We start from the raw sequence: 23778 nt of genomic DNA on the forward strand, positions 1-23778 counted from the left end.
CTCTTTTCAATCAAATTGTTTGTCGGTGTAGACGATCGGGATCGTAGACTCCAACTTAATTTCAGGTCTAGCAATATAGCCCAAGCTTTCATAGAACCCCACCGCTTGTTGCTGACTTGTAATCACGATTTTGCTAAATCCAAGCTCTCTGATCCAATTCTCAGCCGCTTCAATCACGAGCCTTCCATAACCTTTATTCTGAAATTCCGGGATGACGGCGACTCTTTCGATCTTGGCGTAGTCAGCGTGATTCGTATTAATGCGGGCCGTAGCAACAGCTGTGTGGTCCTGCTCAAGCAAAATATAACAGTACGCCTGACCATACGTTTCATCGAATTCGAGTTCTTTAGGTATTCCTTGCCCGTTCACGAAAGTCTTCGTTCGTACTTCATAGACTCCGGCGAGCTGCCACACTGTATCCACTCTGTAGATCTCTGCCATCTTTTACCCCCTTTCTTTGCCGCCAATTCTTCAGTCATTTACATCCAGTATTTTTATATAATTTATATTTCTTATCCGATTACTCGGATATGTATTTTCATCATATTATCTGCATTGTAATTTGTTGTCAACAATATTTTTTGAAGTCTAGACGCAAAAAAACGACCGTCCCACAGCTCTATAAGCTTGCAGACGGTCGATTATGTTTTATTTCTAAATATTTTCAGGTATATCATGAATGTCAGAGCTGCTTCCCTTCATTGTCTTGCTCTTCCTATGCTTCGGCCGCGGCTATGTCACTGGCTTTCTATATCCGGAAAAGCGATTCGATTAAACCTATCTTCGATTCTCCCGTGTAGTTATTTGTCATGTACAGGCAATGAAAGCGGGGAATGACAAGGTCTTCCGTAACTAAGCTCAGTCTGGTATAGTAATAAGAACATACATTCGAATAGTGAGGTATGCCGCAATGCCAATTTCTTGGAATACAACAACGATATTAACCGCTGCGATCCTCGCTTTGCTCTTTATTCTGATCGTCATTCGTCTGGTCAGTAACAGGCGACGTCGTATCCGCCGTGAAGCCAATCCGCGTAAAATTACGCTTAAGGACATTGATCTTATGGCCGACGGATCGGAATTTGAGCTATACCTATTCCATTTGTTCCACGAGCTTGGCTATGATGAAGTTTATCAGACGACAGGCAGCCGTGATTTCGGAGCTGACCTAGTATTCAGAGGACTTGACGGAAGAAGGAACGTACTGCAAGCCAAGCGTTATGGGCAGAGTAATCCGGTTGGACTGGGTGCCGTTCAAGAGATCTATGCTTCTATGCGGTATTACGAGGCGGATCGAGCCCTAGTGCTGACATCAGGTCGCTATACCGAGGGTTCCCGTACTCTTGCCGCAGTGAACGGTGTCAAGCTGCTGGACAGAGAGGACCTTGAGGATATCATTCATTTATTCAAAAGCCGCCGGTTTGATGAGGCGATCGCAATCATTGAGGAGCCTGCCGAACTACAGGAGTCTCCTTGGAAGCCAAAAGTGAAGAAAGCTACATAAACACCGGGGCGATCGGCTGTAACGGACAACGTTCATAGCAACGGACATAAATGACCACTAACGTAATAAAATCCTCTGTTGACGATCGTTGTCAGCCTCTAAGAGATAGTGTCCATTAAAAGGGGGAACATCGTGTTTTCTGCTCTAAAGGTCAATAACGTGAAACAACTCAAAACACCTTCAAGAGAATCAAACCATGTCGTAAGATATGGAGATAACCTTGGAGGTGTTTTTGCGTTGGCAACTAGAGTGAGTTATCCAATAGAAATAAAGATGAAAGCCATAGAAATGAGACTGGCAGTAGTTCCGGTCAGAGAAGTTATGGAACATCTGGGAATATGGAATATGACACAGCTAAAGACATGGATGAGATGGTATCGGAAGGGCGAAGTACACCGTTTGGAGCAGCCCGTGGGTAAACAATACAGCTATGGAAAAGGTCCAGAATACTCTTCGGAGCTCTAAAGGTAAAAGCAGAAAACCGATTTCTGAGACAGCAATTGGAATTGCTAAAAAAGTACAAGGAATTGGGAAAGAGGTGGAGCCAAAGGTCGTCATTGCCTAGATCGAGTCCAATCGAGAAGAAGTAACGGTATCTAAGGCTTGTGCGTGGCTTGGGATCGCAAGAGCTACCTATTATCGCTGGAAAGCAGTCGTGAAGGAAGAATATACAGATATAACCGTGGAGAAAATCCGAGAGCTTTGCGTCCGTCATAAATTCCGTTATGGTTACCGAAAAATTACTGCACTCCTTCGGGCAGAGGAGAACTTGAATCACAAACGAGTTCAGCGGATTATGCAACGTGAAGGGCTGCAATGCCGCGTGAGGACGAAAAAACGAAAGAGCATCGGACAACCTGCACATTCAGCAGACAACTTGCTTCAGCGGCAATTCCATACAGAGGCGCCCTTGCAAAAGCTAATCACGGACATCACTTATTTACCGTTTGGAGGCAAAATGTTATATCTCTCAAGTATTCTGGATCTGTATAATGGTGAAATTGTAGCTTACAGTATAGCGGACAAGCAAGATACGTCTTTAGTTTTGAATACACTGAATCAACTTCCAGATCAGGCAAATATGTTGCTTCACAGCGACCAAGGGAGCGTATACACGTCTCAGGCTTATCAGGCTGCAATAAAAGGAAAAGGCATTACCATGAGCATGTCCCGTAAAGGAACGCCCGGTGATAATGCCCCCATTGAATCGTTTCATTCCACGCTAAAGTCTGAAACGTTTTATCTCGAAGGTCCCTGGGTGTTGAGAAATTCCTCCAGCGCCTGGCGAACGGCTTGAGGTGTATCGAGGCACAAAATGCGCTTTGCCAGCTCACGGCATTCCTGACGATCCAGGCTAGCGAGTCTTTCCTTCATCCCGCCGAGACGGCTTGCCTCCAAACTCCACTCGTCAAGCCCCAGACCGAGCAAGAGCGGTGCAGCCAAGGGGTCACCTGCCATACTGCCGCACATGCCAGTCCATTTGCCGACTGCGTGGGAAGCCTCAATAACCCTATGGATCAAGTGCAGCACGGCCGGATGGAAATAATCGTACAGATGCGCGACGTGCTCATTCATTCGGTCTGCTGCAACCGTGTACTGAACGAGATCGTTGGTGCCGATGCTGAAGAAATCGACCTCGCTCGCAAACATTTCTGCCAACACAGCGGTGGATGGAATCTCCACCATGATGCCAACCTCCATATTCTTGTCATACGACACGCCATCCTGGCTCAGCTCAGCCTGCACTTCCGTAAGGATGGCTTTAGCCTGCCTCCATTCTTGCAGGCCAGAGATCATCGGGAACATCACCTTCACCGTTCCGAAGGCGCTGGCCCGCAGTACCGCCCTCAGTTGGGTACGCAGGAGCTCCTGGCGATCAAGCCCTATCCGTATCGCTCGATAACCCAGAAAGGGGTTCATTTCCTTTGGCAGCTGCAGATACGGAAGCTCCTTGTCACCGCCGATGTCCATCGTGCGGATGATCACAGAGCGGCCCCCCATGCTCCGGGCCGCCTCCCGGTACGCACGGAACTGTTCCTCCTCGCCCGGCATCGCCTGGGCGTTCATGAACAGGAACTCCGTGCGGAACAACCCCACGCCGTCCGCGCCCTGCCGGACGGCGTTCTCGGCCTCCGCGGCGCTGCCGATGTTCGCCGCGAGCTCCACACGCGTGCCGTCAGCCGTCACGGCTGGGCGTGCCGCGTACTCCTCGAGCGAGCGATTGCGCTCGAGTTCCTGCCGCATGCGGAGCCGGTAACGCTCCGCTTCCGGTTCTTCCGGCCGGACGATGCAGAGTCCGGCTGCCCCGTCGAGGACGAGTGTATCACCGTCCTCAATCCCGCCTACGCCGTCACCGGCACCGACGACAGCGGCAATACCGAGTGAACGCGCAAGAATGGCGGTATGCGAGGTAGCTCCTCCGGTACGGGTGATAAAGCCGATAACAAGGGCAGGGTCCAACTGCACCGTATCCGACGGCGCCAGATCATCCGCAACCAGTATCACCGGACCTTCGATTTCGGCCAGTCCCCCGGTTTGCCCGGGTGACAGACAGGCAAGAAGACGACTGCCGATATCGCGAATATCCGCCGCGCGCTCCTTCATGTAATTATTATTTATGCCTTCCAGCATGGAAACAACCTGGCGAACTATTTCGGCAACGGCCCGCGGCGCAGGCTCCAACTGCTCTCTGACCCTGGCTTCCATCTTCGGATAAAAGGCGGGATCATCCAGAAGTTTCCGTTGTCCCGCCAGAATGCCGGCTTGCTCTTCGCCTACGGCTTCCTTAGCTTTCTTGATCAGCTTTCCCAATTGCTCCACGCAGTCGGTTTTAGCCTTCCGAAGCTTATGAAGCTCGGCTTCAACAGCAGAAGGATTGTCCGGGATACAATCTTCCGAGCGCACGCCCTCGCCTATAACTGCCTGTACAGGCTTGTAAATGTGTGCCTTTGCGATGCGGATTCCCTCCGAAACACCGAGTCCTTGTATGTGCAGTCTCTTCATCACCCTTCACCGAACTTGCTTTCGATAAGCTGCACCAAAGCCTTGACAACTTCTTGTTCCCCATCCCCGCTGGCTTCGATGGTCACGACGGCCCCTTGTTCAATGCCGAGTGTCATCAGCTCCAGCATGCTTTTGCAATCCACCGCGCATCCTTCGCCTGTCTTTAGACGCACCTCTGCTTCAAACGCTCCTGCTTTTTCTGAGAAGAGCTGAGCCGGACGAACATGAAAGCCCTGCTCATTCTGTATGGTAACGGTTTGTGCGAACATGTCTTTCCTCCTCATCCTGTTACCGCCCCGGCGGAGAATAAGATCACTTGCAGCTTGCAGCAATCATAAAATCTCAAGGCTTCTCGCTGCAGCTTTCCTCCCGGATGTCATCCATCCTTGCCAGGCCGGCTTCTTTTATTTATTGTTGGAGATCATGCTCCATAATCATTCGGATATCATTAACGGATTGTTACCCGCCGCAAATTCTGATCAGGCCAATAAAGCAATCCGTTCTTTATAAGCATCAATTAATGCCTGGTTGTGTTTATCGGAGCCATCGATGTTGCCGCTAAGAAACACGGGAGGATTGAAGCCTTGCTCAATCATCATCTCAATGGATTCCGCGAACAGAGCATTTAAAATCAGGGCGCCGATAACCGTTGAGCTGGGTGTGAACGGCACCTGGAGGTCCGGATGGCTCAATACTGCATCTCCTTTGACCGAGAAGTTATCGATGACCAAATCAACGGCATCTGCCAGATGTTTGCCGCTGCTGTGCCGGGACGGTTGACTCCTTGAATATTCCAGGGAGGTAATCCCTATTGTGAAGGCTCCCTTCTCCTTCGCCATCAGAGCAACATCCACTGGAACGGGATTGCGACCCGAGGTGGATAGAACAAATACGACCTCGCCCTTGCGGATATCCTGCTGCTTCATAAATTCGGCAGCGAGGTTGTTCTGTCTTTCCAGTTCAGACGAGCGCACCGCACCTTCATGAAGCATCAGCTTCTCTATAAGAATCGGGCGAATCGGCACAAGTCCGCCTGCACGATAGAAGACTTCTTCGGTCAATATATGCGAATGCCCGCAGCCGAACAAATGGATGATACCGCCCTGCTGAATGCAGGCTGCTACTTTCTCTGCCGCTTCACGAATCGACTCGGCTTGCTCGTTTCGGACTTTTTCAAACAATCCGTCAATAACATCAAAATAGGTATTCATCATCATTTCTTTCACCTCGTTGTTCTTGAGTAGACTTTCCAATCCGTTATTTTCCGGCCGAGTGCATAGTTATAATGAGCTTTTCGCCCGAAGAACGATCTCGGACATAACCTCCAGGCTTCGTTCGATTATAGTCTCCCCCTTCTCCCTCGTGGCCAGCGTTGCATTCCCGAGTACGGCGGAAGATGTCATTTCCTCCCACGGCGTAGGTGTGAAATCGGCTTCGATCGGGATCTGCGGAGCACCATCAATCGCCTTGGTCATATCCACATATTCGTCCGCAAGGTAGAGCATATAGGATGTCTCGATTTCATCGGCGTGCATGTAGGTGCTGTGAGCAGCCGAAGCTTCCCGTACCTGCGCGGTGATTTCCTTAGTACCCGGATAAAAGAAATAAAACACCTTCAGCTCGGGTACCCGTTCGTATAGCATTCTTGCAACTTCCTTCAGCGCAACCGCATTGCCCAGATGGCCGTTCAGCATGATGAAAATGCGAAATCCCTGCTGATACAAACTTTCGCCGATATCGGCAAGCAGCCGGATGAGCGCTTCGTTGGAGACGTTGATGCTGCCCGGAAAATTGCGCAGGCTCCATACCTGACCGTATGAGAAGGGCGGCAGCACGAAACTTTCCGTCCGCTCCGCCAATTTATCTGCCAACCGGGTTGCAAGCAGATTATCCGTGCCCAGCGGAAGATGAGGACCATGCGCTTCAACGGCCCCAATAGGAAGTATGGCAGCGCGGAAGCTGCGGATTTTATCCTTCACCTCAACCGAATTTTCAAGCTCGAATTTCATCATGCATACACCCCTTACTTCTTAAATGAGAAACAGTTGGCCGGATTGTTTACAAAAAACTTCTCCACCAGCTTCCGTCCGTCATAGCCGCTGCGGTTCGCTTCATCCTCAAAGCGCGGGACCCATTTGGATATAATGTACTCCAGCCCCAGGCCGTGATCGTAATGCTTATAATAGGTTTTCCGAGCTGTATCTCCACTGATCAGGATTTGGTCTTCATACCCTTTGCCGACAAGCTCCAGAATAAGCGAGATGCGGGTACTCTCCGGTGCATACTTGATTTTGCCGATGCCGTCAAAGCTCAGGTAGGCTCCCGTGGCTGCAATCTGTTCATGGTAGTACGGATCGGGATTCCGGTCCATATGACCCAAACTCAAATAGGACAGGTCTACCCCTTCGCTTCTCAGTAGCTCAATTTGCTCCAGCGCCATCGTGCCAACCTCGGTGTGGGAATGGATGGGAGCTTTTGTCTCGTGATGGGCGCGGGCAACTGCACGCAGCGTCTTCTCCTCCAGGGGCGTAATGCGGTTATAGCCTGTCCCGAATTTAACCTGGCCCGCTTTGAAAGGCGTGCCCTCCAGTCCTTCTTCCACCTCCCGGATGACAAAATCCGCCAGCTCGTTAATGCTTTTCGCTTCGATCCACTGCATATAGCTTCCATAATCGCCAATCAGCGGCTTAAGCTCCTCCTTTATTGGGGCATCCCACAGAAAGCTTTTATTAAAACCCGCTGTCCCAATGATGTGAATCCCGGTTTCTACCGCGATCTCCTGAACCGCTTGAACATCCCGTCCGTAATCAACAGCTGTGGCATCCACGATTGTGCGCCCGCCGTGCTGCTTGAAATCAAGAACGTCCTGCTTGGATTTCGCTTTGTCGTCCAGCAGTAAATCGTCCACTCCCCGTTCCTGCCAATACGCCGGGCGGCATACGATATGCTCGTGGGAATACGTAAAACCCAGATCCTCTTTGCTGATATCTCCATGTAAAGTACGGATAAAACCCATATCGTTTCTCCCTCCACTCATTGTTAGACAAGCAACCGAAGGAATTGACAGCGTTTAGCGAAAATTGATCTTGCGGCTGCAATTCCTCCAGCTCCTTTGTATCTGTAATCTTCAGACAAACAAATCGATAAGGCCTCCCATTGGATTTTGCAATAAGATGGTCAAAAGAACAGTTTGGCCAGGAAGTGCAGAATCGGCCCAATGATGAACATATCGGAATCGGCGGCCCACATGGCCGTATCCGGCACTGTGGAGGCGATAAAGAACCGGACCATCAGAAACTGTCCCCAGGCAACAATCGTCGAAGTGATGAAACCGCCGATGACGGCCCCGCGAACACCGCCTGTCGAATTCCCGAATACCCCTGCTGTCGCTCCGTGGAAGAATAATACAATCATCGTTGGCACAAAAATGTAAGCAACGGTGTTGCCAAGCACTAGCAGCCAGATAATCGCACCCGCAAAAGCTCCCAAGAAACCGAGAACAACCGCATTTGGCGCATAAGGATAAACAACCGGCGCATCCAGTGCCGGTTTGGCACCTGGTACTAGCTTGGTAGCTATACCGTTAAAGGCCGGCACCAGTTCGCCTACGAACATCCGGACTCCCATCAGAACGATTGCGATTCCGCCTGCGAAAGTGAACGATTGGATGATGGAGTAAATTATAAAGTTCTGGTCACCGGATTGTTGCATCAGTGCCGCAGCGGCTGGCGTGCCCTTCATCGATAAAATAATGGCCCCGATGAGGAATAAAACTCCCATGCTGAGCGCAGTGATGACGTTGGAATCGCGAAGAAATTCGAGGCCTTTCGGCACTTTGATTTTCTCGGAATCGTTGTTTTTGTTGCCAAACCATTTGCCGAACAAAGCTGCCAACAGTGCAACCGAGGCTGAGGTGTGACCCAGCGCAATACTATCGTTGCCCGTAATTTTACGTAGGAACGGCTGAACAAGCGCCGGCTGGAACGTCCAGTACACGCCAAGGACAACAGCGATCATCAGAACCAGCTTCCAGATGGATATACCGCTGGCGGCATGAACGACAACGCCGGCAAAGATGGTCGACGTCCAGAACATCATGTGCCCGGTAAGATAAATGAATTTAAACCGGGTGAAGCGTGCCAGCAAGACATTGATCAGAAAGCCGATAAGCATCGCAAGCGTAACCGCGCTGCCGAATTTGGCATTGAACGCTTCCTGCCCTATGAAGGTGCCCAGGGTGCCGCTCTCCAAGCCGAACACTTCTTTCCACATCGGCTCGAATACGTTCAAGGCTTTCACGATGACATCAGAACCGGCCCCGATGATGAGGAAACCGATAATCGCTTTAAAGGTACCGCTTACAAGCTGGCTCGTTGATTTCTTCTGGAGCAGCAGCCCGATCAGAACGATAAATCCGAGCAGAATGGCAGGCGTTCCAAAAATGTTGGTGGCAATCCAAAAGAGTACGTCCATAAGCCCTCTCCCTTTCTAATGGTTTACAGCAATTCTTCCAATTTCCGTTTGATTTCGTCATTGTCGAAATAGTTGTTGACAATAAAGATCTTGGCTGCATGCCCTTGAAGCCCTTGCGCCAATTCATTGCTTGTCAGGATATAGTCGGCAGCGGTTCCCGATGCTGTTGAGACGTCCGTATGCTCAACATCGGCATGAATTCCCATGCCCCTCAGCACATTCTCTACATTCATTCTCAGAATCAAACTTGTTCCTTGTCCCAGACCGCACACGCATAAAATTTTCATGATTCGCTCCTCCTAATTAGTTGTTGGATCGTTTCCACATCAGCTGCATGCTTGAATTGTTCAACATTATCCGGACTGCTAAGCAAAGTCGTCAGCTTGCGCAGCATGGCGATATGCTCCGAACTTGAGGAGCCGCCGAGCGCGAAGACAAGCTGTACCGGATCGTTGGCGGCATGGCCAAAAACAACGGGCTTCCTCAAGCGAAGCAGCGAGACCGACGCTTCCTTCACCCCGTCCTCCGCGCGGGCATGCGGAAGCGCGATATGTGGTGCAAGCACAAAGTACGGACCTTTGTCACGGTAAGATTCCACCATGGCATCGGCATAACGTTCTTCCGCTGCTCCCGCTTTCGCCAGCAGCCCGCCTGCCAAGCGGATCGCTTCCTCGGCCGTTTCGGCCTCAACATCCAAGGCAATGAGTGACGGTTCCAAAAATTTCATTCTCATCTCTCCCGAATCCGGTATTCTAATTGGTGCTATGACCGGTTTGTATTTGTTTCAGTATCTGTTCTGTGGTCTTGGCCTCTTGCAATCGGATCAAATTCTTCTCCACTCTGAGCAGGCCCGTCAGCTCCGCCAGTGCTTTCAGGTGGGATTCGCCATCAATCGCCGCCAGTACCAGAACGACCCGGACCTGGTGGCGGGCTTCCCCCGAGAAAGCAACGGGGCGTTCCAGCCGCAGCAGGCTGATGCCCAGCCGTTTGACCCCATCCTGCGGCTTTCCATGCGCAATCGCAATGCCTGGAGCAATGACGATGTAGGGACCCAGTGCCTCCACTTTAGAGACCATTGCATCGATGTAAGTTTCATCGATGTACCCGTCTTTCAGCAGCGGATCAGAGGCTTCACGTATGGCGCTCCGCCAGTCCTCCGTTTCTTGTCTCAAAGTGATCATCCGCTCTGTGAGCAGGTCTGATAGAGCGGGTTTGCGCGCTTCGCTAAGCCATGTTTTCCCTGCGGACAAGTAGTGGCTTAGCTCCTCTGCAAGCCCCGATTCATCCTTCACATCAGCGTATTTATGGACAATGTCCAGCAGCGCTTGTACCGTGTGGACCTGAGTCCTGGATTTACTGCCGGAAACCATGTTGATCCGGTTCAGCAGATGCTCCTTATCCTTATCGCTAAGAATCGGATTCACCAAGAGAACCGGCACTTTGCTGTCCGGCAGTGGTACCGTTGAGAAAATAAAATCCACATCTTCCTCGGAGAACGATTCGAATTGTCGCAGCGACATAACCGCCGTGATATCCACTGACGAGAACAGGTTCTCCAATTGCGATTCCAGCATCCGCGAGGCGGAAATACCGTTAACGCAGACGATGGCTGCTTGCCGCCTTACGGCCGGCTTCGTATTCTCTCTGCGCAGCCAGCCGCCGAAATGCATGGCGAGGTAGCCGATTTCGTTATCGTCAAGCTTTCGTCCCACCAGCTGCTCGAACGGTGCCGCTGATCGGCGGGTCAGCTCGAATACTTCTCTGTACTTGGACAGAATATTTTGAACAAGCGGATTCTCCAGGCCAAGCCCGTACAAGATCCGATAATAAGCCGGTTTCAAATGGACAAGCAGATTCTCCTCCATCACTTCCCGATTCGGTAAAAACACGCAGGCATACCGTTGGAAATCATCCGTCATCTGCCTAGTTACGTTCCGAAGCTGCTTCAGCACTTCTTCGGAGCCGGTCAACTGGTCCATCCGATTGACCCTTGCTCCGAGCAGATGCATCGTAAAGTAGCAGACTTCCTCATCCGGAATCGAAACGCCGAACATTTGGCCGAGCGCTTCTGCCATATGGACAGCTGCTTCATACTCAGGCGTCCTCCGAAGCACGCTTCGTTCATCCTCGTCTATCGAAATCAACTGCTGGGTCTGAATCCGCCGGATATACAACAGGAAGCGTGCCGTCAAATGCAGCAGCATCTCGTCCGTCAAATCAGCTCCGAGCGTTGTCTCGCTATCGGAGATCAAGAGATAGACCCGCTTCAGATATCCGGCTTTCATTGGCGGAAACAGGATCGGGACAAGATCAGGGCTCCCTGATTCCTGGTTCAGGCTAAACGACTGCTCCCAGTCAGCATTATCGAACATTTGCCCGAAGTGATAACCCAAGCTCTTCCGCTTGTCCCGCTCTGCCCCGTGAATGCCATATCCCCGCTTGCGGTCATAGGTTACCTCGAGTTTCGCAGCATGCATCTCCGATCGGACCCTGTTCAAATCCTTCAGTGCGGTTCCTCGGCTCACCTGCAACAAATCGGTCAGATGATGAACGAAGATCGGTCCCTCTGCAGCCAACAGATATAGCGATGTCCAGGCCAGTCTTTCTCGCGGGGACAAATAGTACTGCTGCGCTTGGGGTTTAGCCGTCAGCTGCGGAAGATCGGCCCGACTTTCATCAGGCAAATAGTAGCCTGCTGTCCTGACATATTTGACAGGTGGAAGATGAACCGCTTTCAACCAATCGTTTATTTTTTCCATATCATAGTAAACGGTTCGCCTGGAAATACCGAGCTTCTGCATCAGTTCTTCCAGCGATACATAATCGGCTGCCTCATGAAGCAGTGTCAAAATCTTGGTGCTGCGTTCGTCCAGAATACGGCATCAACTCCTTTGCCGTTTAGTGTCGTGCTTATTGCAACTTGATTATACCTAGAGGCAATGAAGGAAGGACAGTTCAATTGATGGAGACCCTTTTGTGCAAAAGTGGACGCAAGTGTTTAATACTCCCCAGTAACAGCACTCTTGGCCTTGGCAGGATTCTTGGCTGCCATCCTTGGGAATGTCGAGCTGCGACTGAAGACGGTCGCTTGGTCATCAGAAACTTTTAGGCATAGTTGAAAGCGACGAAACATTTTTCTTGGAGAGTGATAAAGGTAAGAAGAACCTTACTCACCGAAAACCTCGCAAAAGAGGAGGTTCTGCCTCTAAAAGAGGCATATCTAAAGAACAAGTATGTGTGGTCGTCGCCCACGATAGAAACGGTCAAATCCTTTCAGAAGTTGCTGGTAAAGGGCGTATAACTGCACTTGATATAGATGCTGTACTAGGAGATTATTTAGATGATTCTGCTTTGCTGTGTACAGATACGGCAACTAACTATAAAAAGTTTGCGGCTATGAAAGGATTAAAACACGAAGCTATTAATGCACGTAAAAAGGAATATGTTCGACAAAAAATTTATCACGTTCAGCACGTTAATAGTTATCATCGACGATTAAAAGATTGGATGGAACGATTTAACGGTGTAGCAACTAAATATCTAAACGGTTATTTGATTTGGCATCGCTTCTTAGAATTACATAAAAAACTTGCCTCTAAAGAAAATACGAGCGAAATGTTATTGAACGCCTGCAAAAAAGCAAATTTCACAACAGTAATCGATATTAGAAATTTTAACTGATGTATTTTACTTATATGGATTATTTCACTATCGGTGCAGTTTAGTTCAAGAGCTTTATGGTGGTATTGCATTCAAATTAAGATAATATTGATTTGAAAGGCGGTAGAATTAGTAGTATACATAATAAGGGGTGCAAAGCAGTGAATGAATTTTATAATGCGTTAACATATGTAAATAAAATGTTTTATGAACCCAATCACTTAACCATAAAAGCTGTCCGAGAAGAAGCTCAAAATTCAGATTATGGGGCTGGTATATTTCAGCTAAATTCAAAATCGATTAGATTTAGAGTCGCAAAAATAACGCCTACCAAGATAGGACAGTTTGTTGCTTTTTGGGAAAAAGATGGGGATAATAAAAACCAAGCCTTTTCATATGAAAAAGCTACTGATTTATTGGTTATCAATACTTTTACTAGAAATAATAATTTTGGACAATTCGTTTTTCCAAAGGAAGTGCTTGTAAAACAAAATATCCTTAAAACAGCCACTACAAAAGGAAAAATGGCAATTAGAGTTTACCCTAGCTGGGAAAATCCCACTAGCAAACAAGCTATCGAAACACAGAAATGGCAGTTGGAATATTTTGTTAGGATGGACAATACAAATAGTTTACCAATACAAGAACTGTTAAAGCTATACTCTAACTAAAATTGGATAGCCCTAAGCTGGCAAATAGTTGTGAAATTATACACTTGATCTATCAGATGCATTAGTAAAATAGAGGAGACAGCAAAACAAGGTTGTCTCTCATTTATTAAACTGTTAGCACCAATGTTTACGAACAGAGCCTTTTAATAAGACCAAGAGCGAATTATTTTCTGTGTTCCTTGAATTACTTCTTGGACATAGGTAAACCATAGGACTCCATACTGTAAACGTGGCACAATTCTCACAAGAAGACGATTGACGGACCTGCCATAATTGTTGACATGGCTCCCCGCGAAAGACTCATATCTTGGCGACGCAGATGTGTTAATTATCTTTCGTAAATAGCCAAACACCACAGGCGTACAATATCTGTCAGATTGAAAATATGGAACCATAAGAAGCCACTTCAAGGCTCATATGTCAAAAATGACATCTCAATTTTAGAGAAAAGTAACACAATTGTTCGCCAATGTGACTATGATGTAGACTATGAATTGACATAAAAATACATGTATCTTACATGGCTTAAGGAGTGGATCTACAATGAACTTGAATTTTTCAGCAAAAAAAGCATGGGCCTCTATCGCTATCGCAGGTGTTATCGGCATAGGTACTACTATGGTAAGTGGCCTGGTTCCTCCAGTACATGTGGCACATGCCGCTGCGGCGGCAAGTCATAACAATGAAGATGCTGCTCAAGCCCTCAAAGCATTGAACAGCTTCTATAAGCCTGCCTTGAAAGGCCAATTCCCCGGATCTGTAAGCGATCTGACGGTGGGCAAGAGCACGCGGAAAGATGTTATTAAAGCGATCGGTGAGCCTTCGGAAGAGCGCAAAAATGCCAGCGGCTATGACATTTACAGTGCGGAAATGGGACACCCCGGTTATGCCTTCTCCTATAAATCCGATAAAATCCGCGAGATCCGTTATTTTGGTACCAACGTAGAGCGGCAAACAAATATCGGCGGCATTACAATGAGCATGCTCAAAAAGAATTGGTTCGCCCCTAATTCCACGACGACCATCAAGAATGGCAAGACGAAGCAAACGAAGCTCACTTATATCCGTGGCGAATACAAATTGGAATTTATTTTTAACAGCAGCACTGATTTGGATCACATCAATCTATTGGCCAAGTGAGCGATCCTATAGGCAAAATGTATTTCGACCCTGAATAAGTGCTATAATATAGGCGTTCAAGATAACTTCCAAATTTCACTACCGGGAAAGGAGAGGTATTCATGAATACCAAACAATTTGAGAGAGTTCATTCCGGGAAAGGCTTCATTGCAGCCTTGGATCAGAGCGGCGGCAGCACGCCCAAGGCCCTTCTGCAGTACGGAGTTCAGGAAGATAGCTATTCCAATGAGGAAGAAATGTTCGTGTTAGTTCACGAGATGAGAACACGGATCATTAAGAGCCCTGCCTTCAGCTCAGAGCATATTCTAGGTGCTATTCTGTTCGAAAATACGATGGATCGTACGATAGACGGGATGCACACAGCTGACTATCTCTGGGAGAAGAAAGGCATTGTACCTTTTCTGAAGATCGATAAAGGACTGGCTGAGCAAGAGAACGGCGTTCAGCTTATGAAACCGATGCCTGAGCTGGACGAACTGCTGAAGCGGGCGGTTCAACGCAACATCTTCGGGACGAAGATGCGCTCTGTAATTCAAGAAGCTAATGCTGGCGGAATCAAGAAGGTAGTAGAGCAACAATTCGCCGTTGGCAAACAGATTATTAAGGCGGGATTAGTACCTATTATCGAACCGGAAGTGGATATCCATAGCAAGGATAAGGAATTGTCTGAACAAATATTGAAGGAAGAGATCTTGACGCAATTGTCCAAGCTCGATCCTGATGACAAGATTATGCTGAAGCTCTCTATTCCAACGCAAAATAATTTCTACAGCGACTTAATGTCCGATCCGCATGTCGTAAGAGTCGTTGCCCTATCCGGCGGCTATTCCCAAGCTGAGGCTAACGACAAGCTGGCCCATAACCATGGACTGATCGCCAGCTTCTCCCGCGCCCTGTCCCAGGGGTTGACTGCACAGCAGAGCGATGATGAATTCAATGCTATGCTAGCCAAATCGGTTCAGGACATTTACGATGCTTCTATTCAATAAATGACACCTATCGAAAATACTATCATATAGCCTCAATCCAAAGGCCCGGTACACCTCTTATAGGTGCACCGGGCCTTTGCTCGTCTGTAGGCTCTATTCGGTTGATTAGTAACCTAGAATACTCGCATGAATACCTAGGGTCTATATACAATACCCATTTTAGTAATAAATCAAGCCCTGTTTGGCATACTACATGGGAAAATCAATATGACTACGCGAGAGGTCAGTACAACAATAGATTGAACCACCTAAATTGATAATAAAATGGGGTTAGCATCTAGTGAACAGCAAAATTATGAACTTCATCAATAATAATGCGGTTGTATGGAAAATGCCTATTGCTGCAGCTTTATCATGGGAATTAGCGAAATGGGTAGGATCTACTCATCCTTATCTGGCTCCGCTTACGGTTATATTGTCTATGCAAATGACGGTCAGTAAATCGATGAAATTTGCTTGGCAGCGTGTCCTTGGTACGATTGCTGGTGTCCTTTTTACTGTTACTATTGCACCCTATCTTGGCTTAAGTGGTTGGAGTATTGGGCTGCTGCTCTTTATGGGGGCCGTCGTTGTCCAACGTCTGAAATTGGATCATGAGATTATGGTCCAGGTTGCGCTTAGTATTTTATTGGTTATGTACTTTCAAAGCAAGATGCCCAGCTATCCGTTTGACCGCCTTCGCGATACGGTGATCGGAGCTGTCGTTGCAGTACTAATCCAGACGCTGGTATTCCCTCCGGACTCCATCAATACCGCCAAGACAAAAATGGTTCATTTCGCTGATCATTTTATTAAGCATTTAGTTAACACTGCTCAATGGATAGAACGTGGCTGCTCATCAAGTGAAGCTCAAAGGATGTCCTCACAATTACAGACTTTATTTCAGGAGCTTCATCAAGCGACAACCGAATTGGACAAGGCGAACCAAAGCTTGAATTACAACCCGCTCGCTCAAAAGAAACGCCATGCTCTCAACCAGTTGAATAGGCAAATGGAGCAGCTCAGGTCAGGGTTCGCGAACTTATCTGACATGTTGCGAGTTTTCACAGCGTGGTCTGAAAGTGGCAATTTCGTTATAGAAGATAGGCGGATTTGGACCGATCACTTGAATAAAATAGCGTTGCTAGTAACGGAGTGGAAAAAAACACTGGAGGCCCCGGCGCCATCCCTTAATCCAAATGCTGTTGCCCTGCAAATCGATGCGCCCTCTCACTTGCAGCACTACCAGTATCCGCTAGCAATATATATGAATGCCGGGCAAATCCTTCAAGATTTCAAGATGCCAGTCTTGGCCAATAAAAATCTGTAATCTTCTTCTGTATCTACATCCATGAATAAGTCCGGGTCATCGAACTCGAGGCAAATCCCTTGAATGCCCTGTCGAATCAAATATCTTGCTCCTTGATCACCTTGTAACCTTAATAGATCTGGATACATCCGCTGCCCAAAGATTACCGGGGGCCTAGGAAGACCATCGGAGGCCGATGCCACGTAATTAACGCTACGATCGTATGCCGATTCCTTATCATAGCGTTGAAGCAGTTCATTGATCATTTCGCTAGTGACTAAAGGCTGATCCGCCAAAAAGATCATTACGGCTGCAGTTTCCATAGAAATTGCAGCCTCTATACCACAACGGAGTGAGTAAGCCTGCCCCTTACTGGCTTCAGGACAGTAAATAGCCGACCATTTACGCTTCATCGGTTCTTCAAAAAATGAGCTATCTATCCAATCTGCCCCAGCATCGCCCGCTATGACCCACACATAATCTAAATTGGAATTTATGGCCGCATGCAAAGCATAACTTCCCAAACTCATATCCCCCAACCTAAGCTTGAGTTTATTCACTCCCATCCGAGAACTTTGGCCAGCCGCTAAATAGATCCCATGGACTCTGTTATGTAGCATAGTTGATTGTTGTCCGCCTCCTATTCTTACGATAAGTATCTATTAACTCTGCAAGGATACTCACTGCGATTTCTACAGGTCCTTCAGCACCAATCGCGATTCCTATGGGAGAGCGTAAATTCGTCTGAGCTGGATCGCCGTTCAGCAATCGTTCCATTCTATGCTTCGGCCCCAGGACACCAAGATAGCTTAGTTTCCGCTCAGAAAGCATACGAATCAGCTGTTGATCTCTCCTGAAATTATGGGTCATTATGACCGCGTAATCATTAGATGTTGACTGAATCTTATCCAATGTTTCCTCTGGAAAGCCGACAAGAAGAGCATCTACATCCGGGAAATAGCTGCGATTGCACAATGCAGGTCTCCAATCGGAAACAGTGACGGAGAAATCGGTAGCAGCAGCGAATGCGGCAAGTGGCCTGGCATCCGGCCCCGCCCCAAAGATCATTAAACGCGGTTTGGGATAATAGGTATGGACAAAATATCCCTCGGACACCGCCAACTCCATCAAATTTTGCGGAAATCCTCCCCGCCAATCTCCGAAGAAACGCTCCCTTTCGGCCACAAAAGCATAATCGGATACTGATCGGTCCGGGCCGATTTTTTTGATAATCATGACCTCTGTATGTTGATCCAGACAATCCTTGAGAGTACGCAGATGTTCCAAAAGCACGCCATTTACTGGTTCCATCGTGACATGAATAACGCCTCCGCAGCCTGTCTCCTCCCCCCACGATAGCTGATCCGATGACTGCATGTCGAAAACAAAACCGCAAGAAACGCCCGCCGCCAAAATTTCCGGCACACGAGCCGCCAGATCCGTCTCGAGGCAACCAGCGCTTAGCACTCCTATTTGTGAACCATCTTCAAAAACCAGCATAGACGCCCCTGCTTTACGATAAGCACTTCCTTCTACATGAGTAATCGTCGCTAGTACGCTTCGTTGGCCGCTATCCTGGATGGCTTCCAGAATACGATGGAGATCTTCCAAGTCTATACCCTCCTTCATTTTCATAAAGGTTATTCAAAAAAGCTCGCTTCTTATCATGAGGCTCCATCAGCGCTATGCGCCGCAAAAACAGACTTCACCGCTTCACGAATTTCTTCATAGGACGTGCACCTGCAAATATTGGATTCCAGCCATATTCGGATCGTCTCCTCATTCGCATCGGGGTGAATATTTAATAAACCGTGACAGTTAACGATAAATCCGGGAGTACAATAGCCGCATTGGAAGGCTTGTTTTTCAGCAAAGGTCTGCAGCACCGGCGAATTAGCTAACCCTTCAATCGTTGTTATCTGCTGTCCATCCGCCTCTACCGCCAACATGATGCATGATTTGATAGGCAGCCCGTTAACCAAAATCGTACAAGTTCCGCAATCACCGTTATCACAACCGGATTTGCTCCCCGTTAACCCTAAACCTTCCCGTAGAGCATCTAAGAGCGTATCCGCTGCCCTGACCCTGACTTTCCTCCATTCGCTGTTAACCTGGAATTGTATAGAATAAGTGGCGGAATCGAAGAGTTCAATAGGTGGCATGCCTCACCCTCCTAACTTGCTTAATGCTTCGAATATCGTTTGCTTGAGCACAAATTTCCGATAACCAGCGGAGCCTTCCGTATCATTTAGAACCGGAGCCGGAAGTTTATCGATGGCCTGTTCAGCTCTTTCCGTTGGAGTTAGCGCCTTGTCATTTAATACTTGCTCGATTTCTAGGGACCTGAAAGGGAATGCACAAACGCCGCTGAACGCTGCACGAACCTGGTTATCTTTCTTAAGCGCAGCCAGCGTTACGAGCGGATAGCCGACGTTGCCGATTTGCCGTCTCTTAAAATGAACGAATGGCAATGATAAATATTCACGATCTGTAATAACCTGTACAATAAATTCCCCCTCCGCCAATCTCATCTGCTCTAAGAAAACATCATGAACCGGAACCCCCCTGATCCCCTGCTGCCCAGCTATAACCATCCGGCTATCAGCCAATAACAGAGGGAGAACAGCCTCCCTAAAATGGATTCTGCCGCAAATGTTCCCTCCCAGCGTAATTTTGTTCCGGGCCGTTTGATCTGCGGCTCCTGTCGCGGATTCGCTAAGCAACGGAAATGGATTGACCATGGATAAAGCTGATAATGTAACGCAAGATCCTATTACCAGGGTGTTCTCTGCGAAATCCATAACGTTGCACTCTGGAATGAGCTTTATGTCGATAACGGCACCAGGATGAATGGCATTCGTCCGTGCCCATGTGATGATTTCCGTTCCACCGGCATAGTACATCGGGTTCTTCTTGCGTTTATTCAAATACTGAAAGGATTCTACAGCTTCTGAAATAGAGGCAGGCCGGTAATATTCAAAGTCAATCGGAATCATGGATGGTCCTCCAGATCATTTCCGGCGTCAAAGGCAGATGATTTAGAGCATGACCGATAGCGGTCGACAAGCTGTTCGCTAATGCTGCCGGCATGCCAATCAATCCATGCTCACCGATCCCACGTAAACCGTAAGGAGCTTCCAGGTCGGGTGTCTCGATGAAATCAACTAGGTACTCCGGCTGCTCCCCATACCGGATCAATTTATAGGTTCGAAATTGTGGATTTAATATTTTACCTTCATGATCGAACTGAAATATCTCTCGGCTCGCAAGACTCAAGCCCATACTCATGCCGCCCGTAATTTGGCTGCGAGCCATTTGCGGATTAATCACCCGGCCGGCATCAATTACCGACGCTGCTTGAATGATTTTGTACGTATAATCGTTCGTATTCAGCTCCACTTCAACCGCCTGTGCGCCTACCAGCCATTCTGGTCCGGTTGTACCGCGACCCGTTTCGTAATCCAGCAAGGTTAAATCGCGCATTGTGTAACTACCGCGCCCGATCACTTGACTTCCGACCGTATTTCCGTTCGGATATCTATAACCACTAGCAATACGTTCCACACCTATGCCGATATCAGGCCTTTTGCGGAAATAAACTCTTTCGCCCCCAACCTCCAGCTCGGCAGGCGGATATCCCAGTACAATTGACGCTGTAATCTTGAGCTGCTCGATAGCATCATCGGCAGCCCTCAGAACCGCATTGCCGACTAAAAAAGTGCTACGGCTCGCCACGGTTTTCCAATGCTGTGGATCCTTTTCCGTATTCACGTCCGTAGAGATATGGATCCTGTGGACATCCATACGTAACCGTTCAGCCAGCAATTGGGTCAGTGCCGTCCTGGTTCCTTGCCCGATCTCGACTGCACCACAGAGCAAATTAACGCTGCCATCGGGATTATATATGACAACAGCTCCAGCCCCAGCGTTTGTTGGTGTATTCGAATTTTTCCAGAAGCAGCAGACTCCCTTTGCTCTGATAAGATGGTCATCGATTTCTATAGAGGATGGGTTGCTTCCCCAGTTTATTAATGTTCGCAGCCTGGCGATGCATGTGGGCAAATCGCCTATATTGCTTCGATTCAGTGGTGTTTGCGTCGGAGACGTATCCCCAGGCCCAATCGCATTATAGTACCGGAACTCCAAGGGATCCATTTGCACTTCATTGGCTAATAAATCGATTGCTCTTTCAATGGCAAAGGTCAATTCCGGATGGCCGAATCCCCGATATGAAGTAGAGTAAGGATGATTTGTATACATGCATAATGAATCACAATGAACATGATCGATCCGGTAAGGACCGGTGCAATCGGTAGCTCCTGCCCGACTCATAACTACCCCTCGATCCGAATAGGCTCCGCCATCGAATAAATGCAGAATTTCCACAGCTGTAATTTTTCCCTCACGGGTACAGCCGAGTTTGATGGTAGCATCTAACCCGATATGAACCGGAGAGGAGATCATATCATGTTCCCTGGAATTAACAAATGTTACAGCCCTCCCACCAACGGCCCTGGAAGCCAGTAAAGCAAGAAATTCCGGTTGAATCGCGGATTTTCCGCCAAAGCTGCCTCCAACAAGAGGGGTATGAACGATAATTTGATGAAGCGGAATTTGAAAAGCGTCACTGATAGCCAGACGGATAACAAAGGGGGATTGCGAAGCGGAATGGATGATCACATTGCCGTCGGGCAAGATCTCCGCTTTACTGCACCTTAATTCTATCGCCGCATGATCCGACTGAGGCAGAGTAACACGGACATCAATGATATGATCGCTATTACCCCATCCTTCCTCCATATTCCCTTTACGTATTTTAGTCCGGTTAGCGATGTTTGTTCCCGGTTCCGGATAAACCTCCTCATGCCGCTTGTATTCAGCGAGATGTTCGTGAATGATCGGGGCATTTGACTGATAGGCCTCTATAGGAGAATGGACAACGGGTAAGCGTTCATATTCCACCTTAATCCGGAGAGCCGCCCTCTCTGCAATATATTCTTGATCCGCAACAACAAGGGCGACGGGTTCACCGTAATATCTCACCTTATCAATGGCAATCGGAGGCCGATCAGCTAGTGGAGAACCAGTTAACACCGGAAAATCTTGTCCAGTGACCACCGCTTTTACCCCAGGTATGCTCCAAGCTTCTGACGAATCAATCGAAATGATCCTGGCATGAGCATGCGGACTTACAGCTAGCTTGGCATACAGCATTCCCGATCTAGAGGAATCATCCACATATTTGGCAGCGCCAGTTACTTTCTCCCAAGTCTCATTCCTTGGCACGCTTTTACCTACCGCTACACCGCTCATGGTTCCTCCTTTTTTGTTCGAACAGTTCTTCGGCATTTTATACCTATATATATCCGGTACTTTTTGTCCTTTATTATCAAAAATATATGGCTATAAGTAATAAGAAAAACCCGAGTCTGAAGACTCGGGCCTTTCTGGTGCTCTAAGCGGATATTCATCTATGAATTAATTTGCTTAGCCTGTTTAATTTACCTTAGTAAATGCCCATTTCTGCGCATCCGTTCCATTATCGGTCCATTGTTGAACGGCAGCTCCATCAGCAGTTGAGGATCCCGATACGTCCATAACAAGCCCGCTAGCCTTGGACACTAGCTTGTAATAGCCTCCGCCGACATCAACCAGCTTCCACCGCTGTGCACTAGTGCCGTTATCATTCCATTGCTGTAGCTGCACGCCGCTTGCGTTGCTTGAATTAGGCACATCTAACACCTTGCCGCTATGGACTGCCGTGAGTTTATAATAACCATCCCCTGTGCTCTCCACCTTGAAGCGTTGGTTGCTGGCGCTATAATTCGTCCATTGCTGCATTTTTGCACCATCAGCCAGGGAGACATCGGTTACGTCTAGTACCTTGCCGCTTGCTTTAGAAGCGAGAGTATAAATACCGCCGCTTATAATGTTCGATGAATTCGCCACTTGATATACCCTTACATAATCAACGAGCATCTGTGACGGGAAAGGCGTCGAACCATTCGGACTGCCTGGCCAGTTGCCGCCGACTGCCATATTCAACAGAATGAAGAACGGTTTCTGAAATTCCTCTGTATTTCCCGTTCCGTTCTGAATATAAATTTCGTTATACTTGTTACCATCTACAAACCAACGGATGTAGTTGGCATCCCATTCTATGCTGTACGTATGAAATTGCGAGAAGTCCAGATTGCCTGAAATATTCCCGTAACTTGCATAGCCGTTCGCATCCCAGTGTACAGTTCCGTTCACATAAGGATTGTTGTTAACCCGCTCCATGATATCGATCTCACCGCTTGCCGGCCAGCCGACAGAAGTAATGTTCGAGCCAAGCATCCAAAAGGCGGGCCATAACCCTTGACCGGAAGGAAGCTTGATTCGCGCCTCCACCTTGCCATACTTAAAATTCTGCAGGCCTTGCGTTTTGATTCTTGCAGAGGTATAGTTCATCCCTCCATACGATTCCTTCTGCGCAGTAATAACTAGATTACCACCCGTTACCTGCAAATTTTGCGGCCGGCTTGTATAATACTGCAGCTCATTATTTCCCCAACCACCACTGCCGGTTCCAATTTCAGCCGTCCAGTTGGCAGAATTCAAGGATGAGCCGTTAAATTCATCGCTCCAAACCAGGTTCCAATCAGCTGCACTTGTCTTCATCGTAGGCACAAAAGCAATCAGGAGAGTAAACACCAGAAATAAACACAGTTTTTTCCCATGTCTTAACATTCACACTCGCTCCTTTATTTGGAAGATTGCCTTGCTCTTCTACACACGCCCGCGCAGCGTGCTTTGGATCTAAACCGGTTTCGAATTATGCTAAATGATAGCGCTATCTTTTTTGTTATTACCATTATAAGGGTATCTCCAATGTTATTTCAACTTATTTTTTATATTTTCTACCAAAATTGAGAAAATTAAAGACGGAAATCCACCTCATTTTCTTTGTATTCTATTTTTCAAATTACCATAGGTTTCAACGGAGTCTTGACTGCCCTTAATTAAAGATGTAAAATTTGTTTCGGAAACTTATTATACTAAAAAAGT

21 protein-coding genes and 2 pseudogenes are annotated in these 23778 nt (G+C 47.9%); 7 read left to right on the top strand and 16 right to left on the bottom strand.

From position 1 onward, the window contains the following. Positions 1 to 6: 6 nt before the first annotated feature. The gene (locus EI981_RS16405) at positions 7 to 441 is read right to left on the bottom strand and encodes a GNAT family N-acetyltransferase (RefSeq protein ID WP_126999914.1); all 435 of its coding nucleotides are present in this window, start codon (positions 439 to 441) and stop codon (positions 7 to 9) included. Between the two features lie 469 nt (positions 442 to 910). Between EI981_RS16405 and EI981_RS16410 the strand changes: the two genes are divergently transcribed. Both EI981_RS16410 and EI981_RS16420 read left to right on the top strand, forming a co-directional pair. After that, positions 911 to 1504 (top strand): restriction endonuclease, encoded by a 594-nt coding sequence (locus EI981_RS16410; RefSeq protein ID WP_126999916.1) that lies wholly within the window; start codon positions 911 to 913, stop codon positions 1502 to 1504. 237 nt (positions 1505 to 1741) lie between these two features. Beyond that, positions 1742 to 2750, top strand: a pseudogene (locus tag EI981_RS16420) (IS3 family transposase); the annotation flags it as partial. On the opposite strand, the gene ptsP reads toward EI981_RS16420, so the two are convergent. The 9 genes from ptsP to EI981_RS16465 all read right to left on the bottom strand — a co-directional run bounded on the left by ptsP (position 2744) and on the right by EI981_RS16465 (position 11829). Next, the gene (gene ptsP, locus EI981_RS16425) at positions 2744 to 4507 is read right to left on the bottom strand and encodes a phosphoenolpyruvate--protein phosphotransferase (RefSeq protein WP_126999922.1); all 1764 of its coding nucleotides are present in this window, start codon (positions 4505 to 4507) and stop codon (positions 2744 to 2746) included. The pseudogene EI981_RS16420 and the gene ptsP sit on opposite strands and share 7 nt — an antisense overlap. Continuing rightward, positions 4507 to 4776: an HPr family phosphocarrier protein gene (locus EI981_RS16430; protein WP_126999924.1), complete on the bottom strand. Its 270-nt coding sequence runs from the start codon at positions 4774 to 4776 to the stop codon at positions 4507 to 4509. The genes ptsP and EI981_RS16430 overlap by 1 nt, the downstream gene beginning before the upstream one ends. Before the next feature lie 210 nt (positions 4777 to 4986). Further along, the gene (locus tag EI981_RS16435) at positions 4987 to 5721 is read right to left on the bottom strand and encodes an SIS domain-containing protein (protein ID WP_127004767.1); all 735 of its coding nucleotides are present in this window, start codon (positions 5719 to 5721) and stop codon (positions 4987 to 4989) included. Between the two features lie 66 nt (positions 5722 to 5787). After that, positions 5788 to 6516 carry a creatininase family protein gene (locus tag EI981_RS16440; RefSeq protein WP_127004769.1) on the bottom strand — a complete coding sequence of 243 codons (729 nt, stop codon included), beginning with the start codon at positions 6514 to 6516 and terminating at the stop codon, positions 5788 to 5790. A 14-nt stretch (positions 6517 to 6530) separates the two neighbouring features. After that, on the bottom strand, positions 6531 to 7523 hold the full coding sequence (locus EI981_RS16445) for a phosphotriesterase family protein (RefSeq protein ID WP_126999926.1): 993 nt from the start codon (positions 7521 to 7523) through the stop codon (positions 6531 to 6533). Positions 7524 to 7684: 161 nt separating this feature from the next. Further along, positions 7685 to 8980, bottom strand: coding sequence for a PTS ascorbate transporter subunit IIC (locus EI981_RS16450; RefSeq protein ID WP_126999928.1), 1296 nt, complete (start codon positions 8978 to 8980; stop codon positions 7685 to 7687). Between the two features lie 23 nt (positions 8981 to 9003). Continuing rightward, on the bottom strand, positions 9004 to 9267 hold the full coding sequence (locus EI981_RS16455; RefSeq protein ID WP_126999930.1) for a PTS sugar transporter subunit IIB: 264 nt from the start codon (positions 9265 to 9267) through the stop codon (positions 9004 to 9006). Then, entirely contained in the window at positions 9264 to 9707 is a 444-nt protein-coding gene (locus EI981_RS16460; RefSeq protein WP_126999932.1) for a PTS sugar transporter subunit IIA, read from the bottom strand. Before EI981_RS16460 ends, EI981_RS16455 begins: the two co-directional genes overlap by 4 nt. 25 nt (positions 9708 to 9732) lie before the next feature. Next, positions 9733 to 11829, bottom strand: a complete 2097-nt coding sequence (locus EI981_RS16465; RefSeq protein ID WP_126999934.1) for a BglG family transcription antiterminator — start codon at positions 11827 to 11829, stop codon at positions 9733 to 9735. Positions 11830 to 12061: 232 nt separating this feature from the next. Here EI981_RS16465 and EI981_RS16470 point away from each other — a divergent pair. The 5 genes and pseudogenes from EI981_RS16470 to EI981_RS16490 all read left to right on the top strand — a co-directional run. After that, positions 12062 to 12661 (top strand): annotated as a pseudogene (locus EI981_RS16470) (IS1595 family transposase); the annotation flags it as partial. Positions 12662 to 12801: 140 nt separating this feature from the next. Next, positions 12802 to 13311, top strand: coding sequence for a MepB family protein (locus EI981_RS16475; RefSeq protein WP_126999936.1), 510 nt, complete (start codon positions 12802 to 12804; stop codon positions 13309 to 13311). A 543-nt stretch (positions 13312 to 13854) separates the two neighbouring features. Beyond that, entirely contained in the window at positions 13855 to 14451 is a 597-nt protein-coding gene (locus EI981_RS16480) for a YjgB family protein (RefSeq protein ID WP_126999938.1), read from the top strand. Positions 14452 to 14552: 101 nt separating this feature from the next. Then, positions 14553 to 15440, top strand: coding sequence for a fructose bisphosphate aldolase (locus EI981_RS16485; RefSeq protein ID WP_126999940.1), 888 nt, complete (start codon positions 14553 to 14555; stop codon positions 15438 to 15440). Between the two features lie 280 nt (positions 15441 to 15720). Next, positions 15721 to 16749, top strand: a complete 1029-nt coding sequence (locus tag EI981_RS16490) for an aromatic acid exporter family protein (protein WP_126999942.1) — start codon at positions 15721 to 15723, stop codon at positions 16747 to 16749. Here the strand turns inward: EI981_RS16490 and EI981_RS16495 are convergent. The 6 genes from EI981_RS16495 to EI981_RS16520 form a co-directional block, all read right to left on the bottom strand. Next, positions 16707 to 17348, bottom strand: a complete 642-nt coding sequence (locus tag EI981_RS16495; RefSeq protein WP_126999944.1) for a nucleotidyltransferase family protein — start codon at positions 17346 to 17348, stop codon at positions 16707 to 16709. The genes EI981_RS16490 and EI981_RS16495 overlap by 43 nt on opposite strands. After that, positions 17338 to 18363 (bottom strand): XdhC family protein, encoded by a 1026-nt coding sequence (locus tag EI981_RS16500; RefSeq protein ID WP_227011466.1) that lies wholly within the window; start codon positions 18361 to 18363, stop codon positions 17338 to 17340. The genes EI981_RS16495 and EI981_RS16500 overlap by 11 nt, the downstream gene beginning before the upstream one ends. A gap of 29 nt (positions 18364 to 18392) precedes the next feature. Beyond that, entirely contained in the window at positions 18393 to 18890 is a 498-nt protein-coding gene (locus tag EI981_RS16505) for a (2Fe-2S)-binding protein (protein ID WP_126999948.1), read from the bottom strand. A 3-nt stretch (positions 18891 to 18893) separates the two neighbouring features. Beyond that, positions 18894 to 19724: an FAD binding domain-containing protein gene (locus tag EI981_RS16510; RefSeq protein ID WP_126999950.1), complete on the bottom strand. Its 831-nt coding sequence runs from the start codon at positions 19722 to 19724 to the stop codon at positions 18894 to 18896. After that, positions 19711 to 22041: a xanthine dehydrogenase family protein molybdopterin-binding subunit gene (locus EI981_RS16515; protein ID WP_126999952.1), complete on the bottom strand. Its 2331-nt coding sequence runs from the start codon at positions 22039 to 22041 to the stop codon at positions 19711 to 19713. The genes EI981_RS16510 and EI981_RS16515 overlap by 14 nt, the downstream gene beginning before the upstream one ends. 183 nt (positions 22042 to 22224) lie before the next feature. Then, on the bottom strand, positions 22225 to 23460 hold the full coding sequence (locus EI981_RS16520) for an RICIN domain-containing protein (protein WP_126999954.1): 1236 nt from the start codon (positions 23458 to 23460) through the stop codon (positions 22225 to 22227). Between the last annotated feature and the right edge of the window lie 318 nt (positions 23461 to 23778).

It is taken from the genome of Paenibacillus lutimineralis (assembly GCF_003991425.1).
Taxonomy (GTDB): Bacteria; Bacillota; Bacilli; order Paenibacillales; family Paenibacillaceae; genus Fontibacillus; species Fontibacillus lutimineralis.

What these genes read in the sequence shown, in the direction of transcription:
- EI981_RS16405 (WP_126999914.1), bottom strand. Translation starts at nt 441, where the DNA reads ATGGCAGAGATCTACAGAGTGGATACAGTGTGGCAGCTCGCCGGAGTC.
- EI981_RS16505 (WP_126999948.1), bottom strand. Translation starts at nt 18,890, where the DNA reads ATGCCACCTATTGAACTCTTCGATTCCGCCACTTATTCTATACAATTC.
- EI981_RS16460 (WP_126999932.1), bottom strand. Translation starts at nt 9,707, where the DNA reads ATGAAATTTTTGGAACCGTCACTCATTGCCTTGGATGTTGAGGCCGAA.
- EI981_RS16410 (WP_126999916.1), top strand. Translation starts at nt 911, where the DNA reads ATGCCAATTTCTTGGAATACAACAACGATATTAACCGCTGCGATCCTC.
- EI981_RS16445 (WP_126999926.1), bottom strand. Translation starts at nt 7,523, where the DNA reads ATGGGTTTTATCCGTACTTTACATGGAGATATCAGCAAAGAGGATCTG.
- EI981_RS16510 (WP_126999950.1), bottom strand. Translation starts at nt 19,724, where the DNA reads ATGATTCCGATTGACTTTGAATATTACCGGCCTGCCTCTATTTCAGAA.
- EI981_RS16435 (WP_127004767.1), bottom strand. Translation starts at nt 5,721, where the DNA reads ATGATGAATACCTATTTTGATGTTATTGACGGATTGTTTGAAAAAGTC.
- EI981_RS16440 (WP_127004769.1), bottom strand. Translation starts at nt 6,516, where the DNA reads ATGAAATTCGAGCTTGAAAATTCGGTTGAGGTGAAGGATAAAATCCGC.
- EI981_RS16450 (WP_126999928.1), bottom strand. Translation starts at nt 8,980, where the DNA reads ATGGACGTACTCTTTTGGATTGCCACCAACATTTTTGGAACGCCTGCC.
- EI981_RS16515 (WP_126999952.1), bottom strand. Translation starts at nt 22,041, where the DNA reads ATGAGCGGTGTAGCGGTAGGTAAAAGCGTGCCAAGGAATGAGACTTGG.
- ptsP (WP_126999922.1), bottom strand. Translation starts at nt 4,507, where the DNA reads ATGAAGAGACTGCACATACAAGGACTCGGTGTTTCGGAGGGAATCCGC.
- EI981_RS16485 (WP_126999940.1), top strand. Translation starts at nt 14,553, where the DNA reads ATGAATACCAAACAATTTGAGAGAGTTCATTCCGGGAAAGGCTTCATT.
- EI981_RS16480 (WP_126999938.1), top strand. Translation starts at nt 13,855, where the DNA reads ATGAACTTGAATTTTTCAGCAAAAAAAGCATGGGCCTCTATCGCTATC.
- EI981_RS16455 (WP_126999930.1), bottom strand. Translation starts at nt 9,267, where the DNA reads ATGAAAATTTTATGCGTGTGCGGTCTGGGACAAGGAACAAGTTTGATT.
- EI981_RS16495 (WP_126999944.1), bottom strand. Translation starts at nt 17,348, where the DNA reads ATGCTACATAACAGAGTCCATGGGATCTATTTAGCGGCTGGCCAAAGT.
- EI981_RS16430 (WP_126999924.1), bottom strand. Translation starts at nt 4,776, where the DNA reads ATGTTCGCACAAACCGTTACCATACAGAATGAGCAGGGCTTTCATGTT.
- EI981_RS16520 (WP_126999954.1), bottom strand. Translation starts at nt 23,460, where the DNA reads ATGTTAAGACATGGGAAAAAACTGTGTTTATTTCTGGTGTTTACTCTC.
- EI981_RS16500 (WP_227011466.1), bottom strand. Translation starts at nt 18,363, where the DNA reads ATGAAAATGAAGGAGGGTATAGACTTGGAAGATCTCCATCGTATTCTG.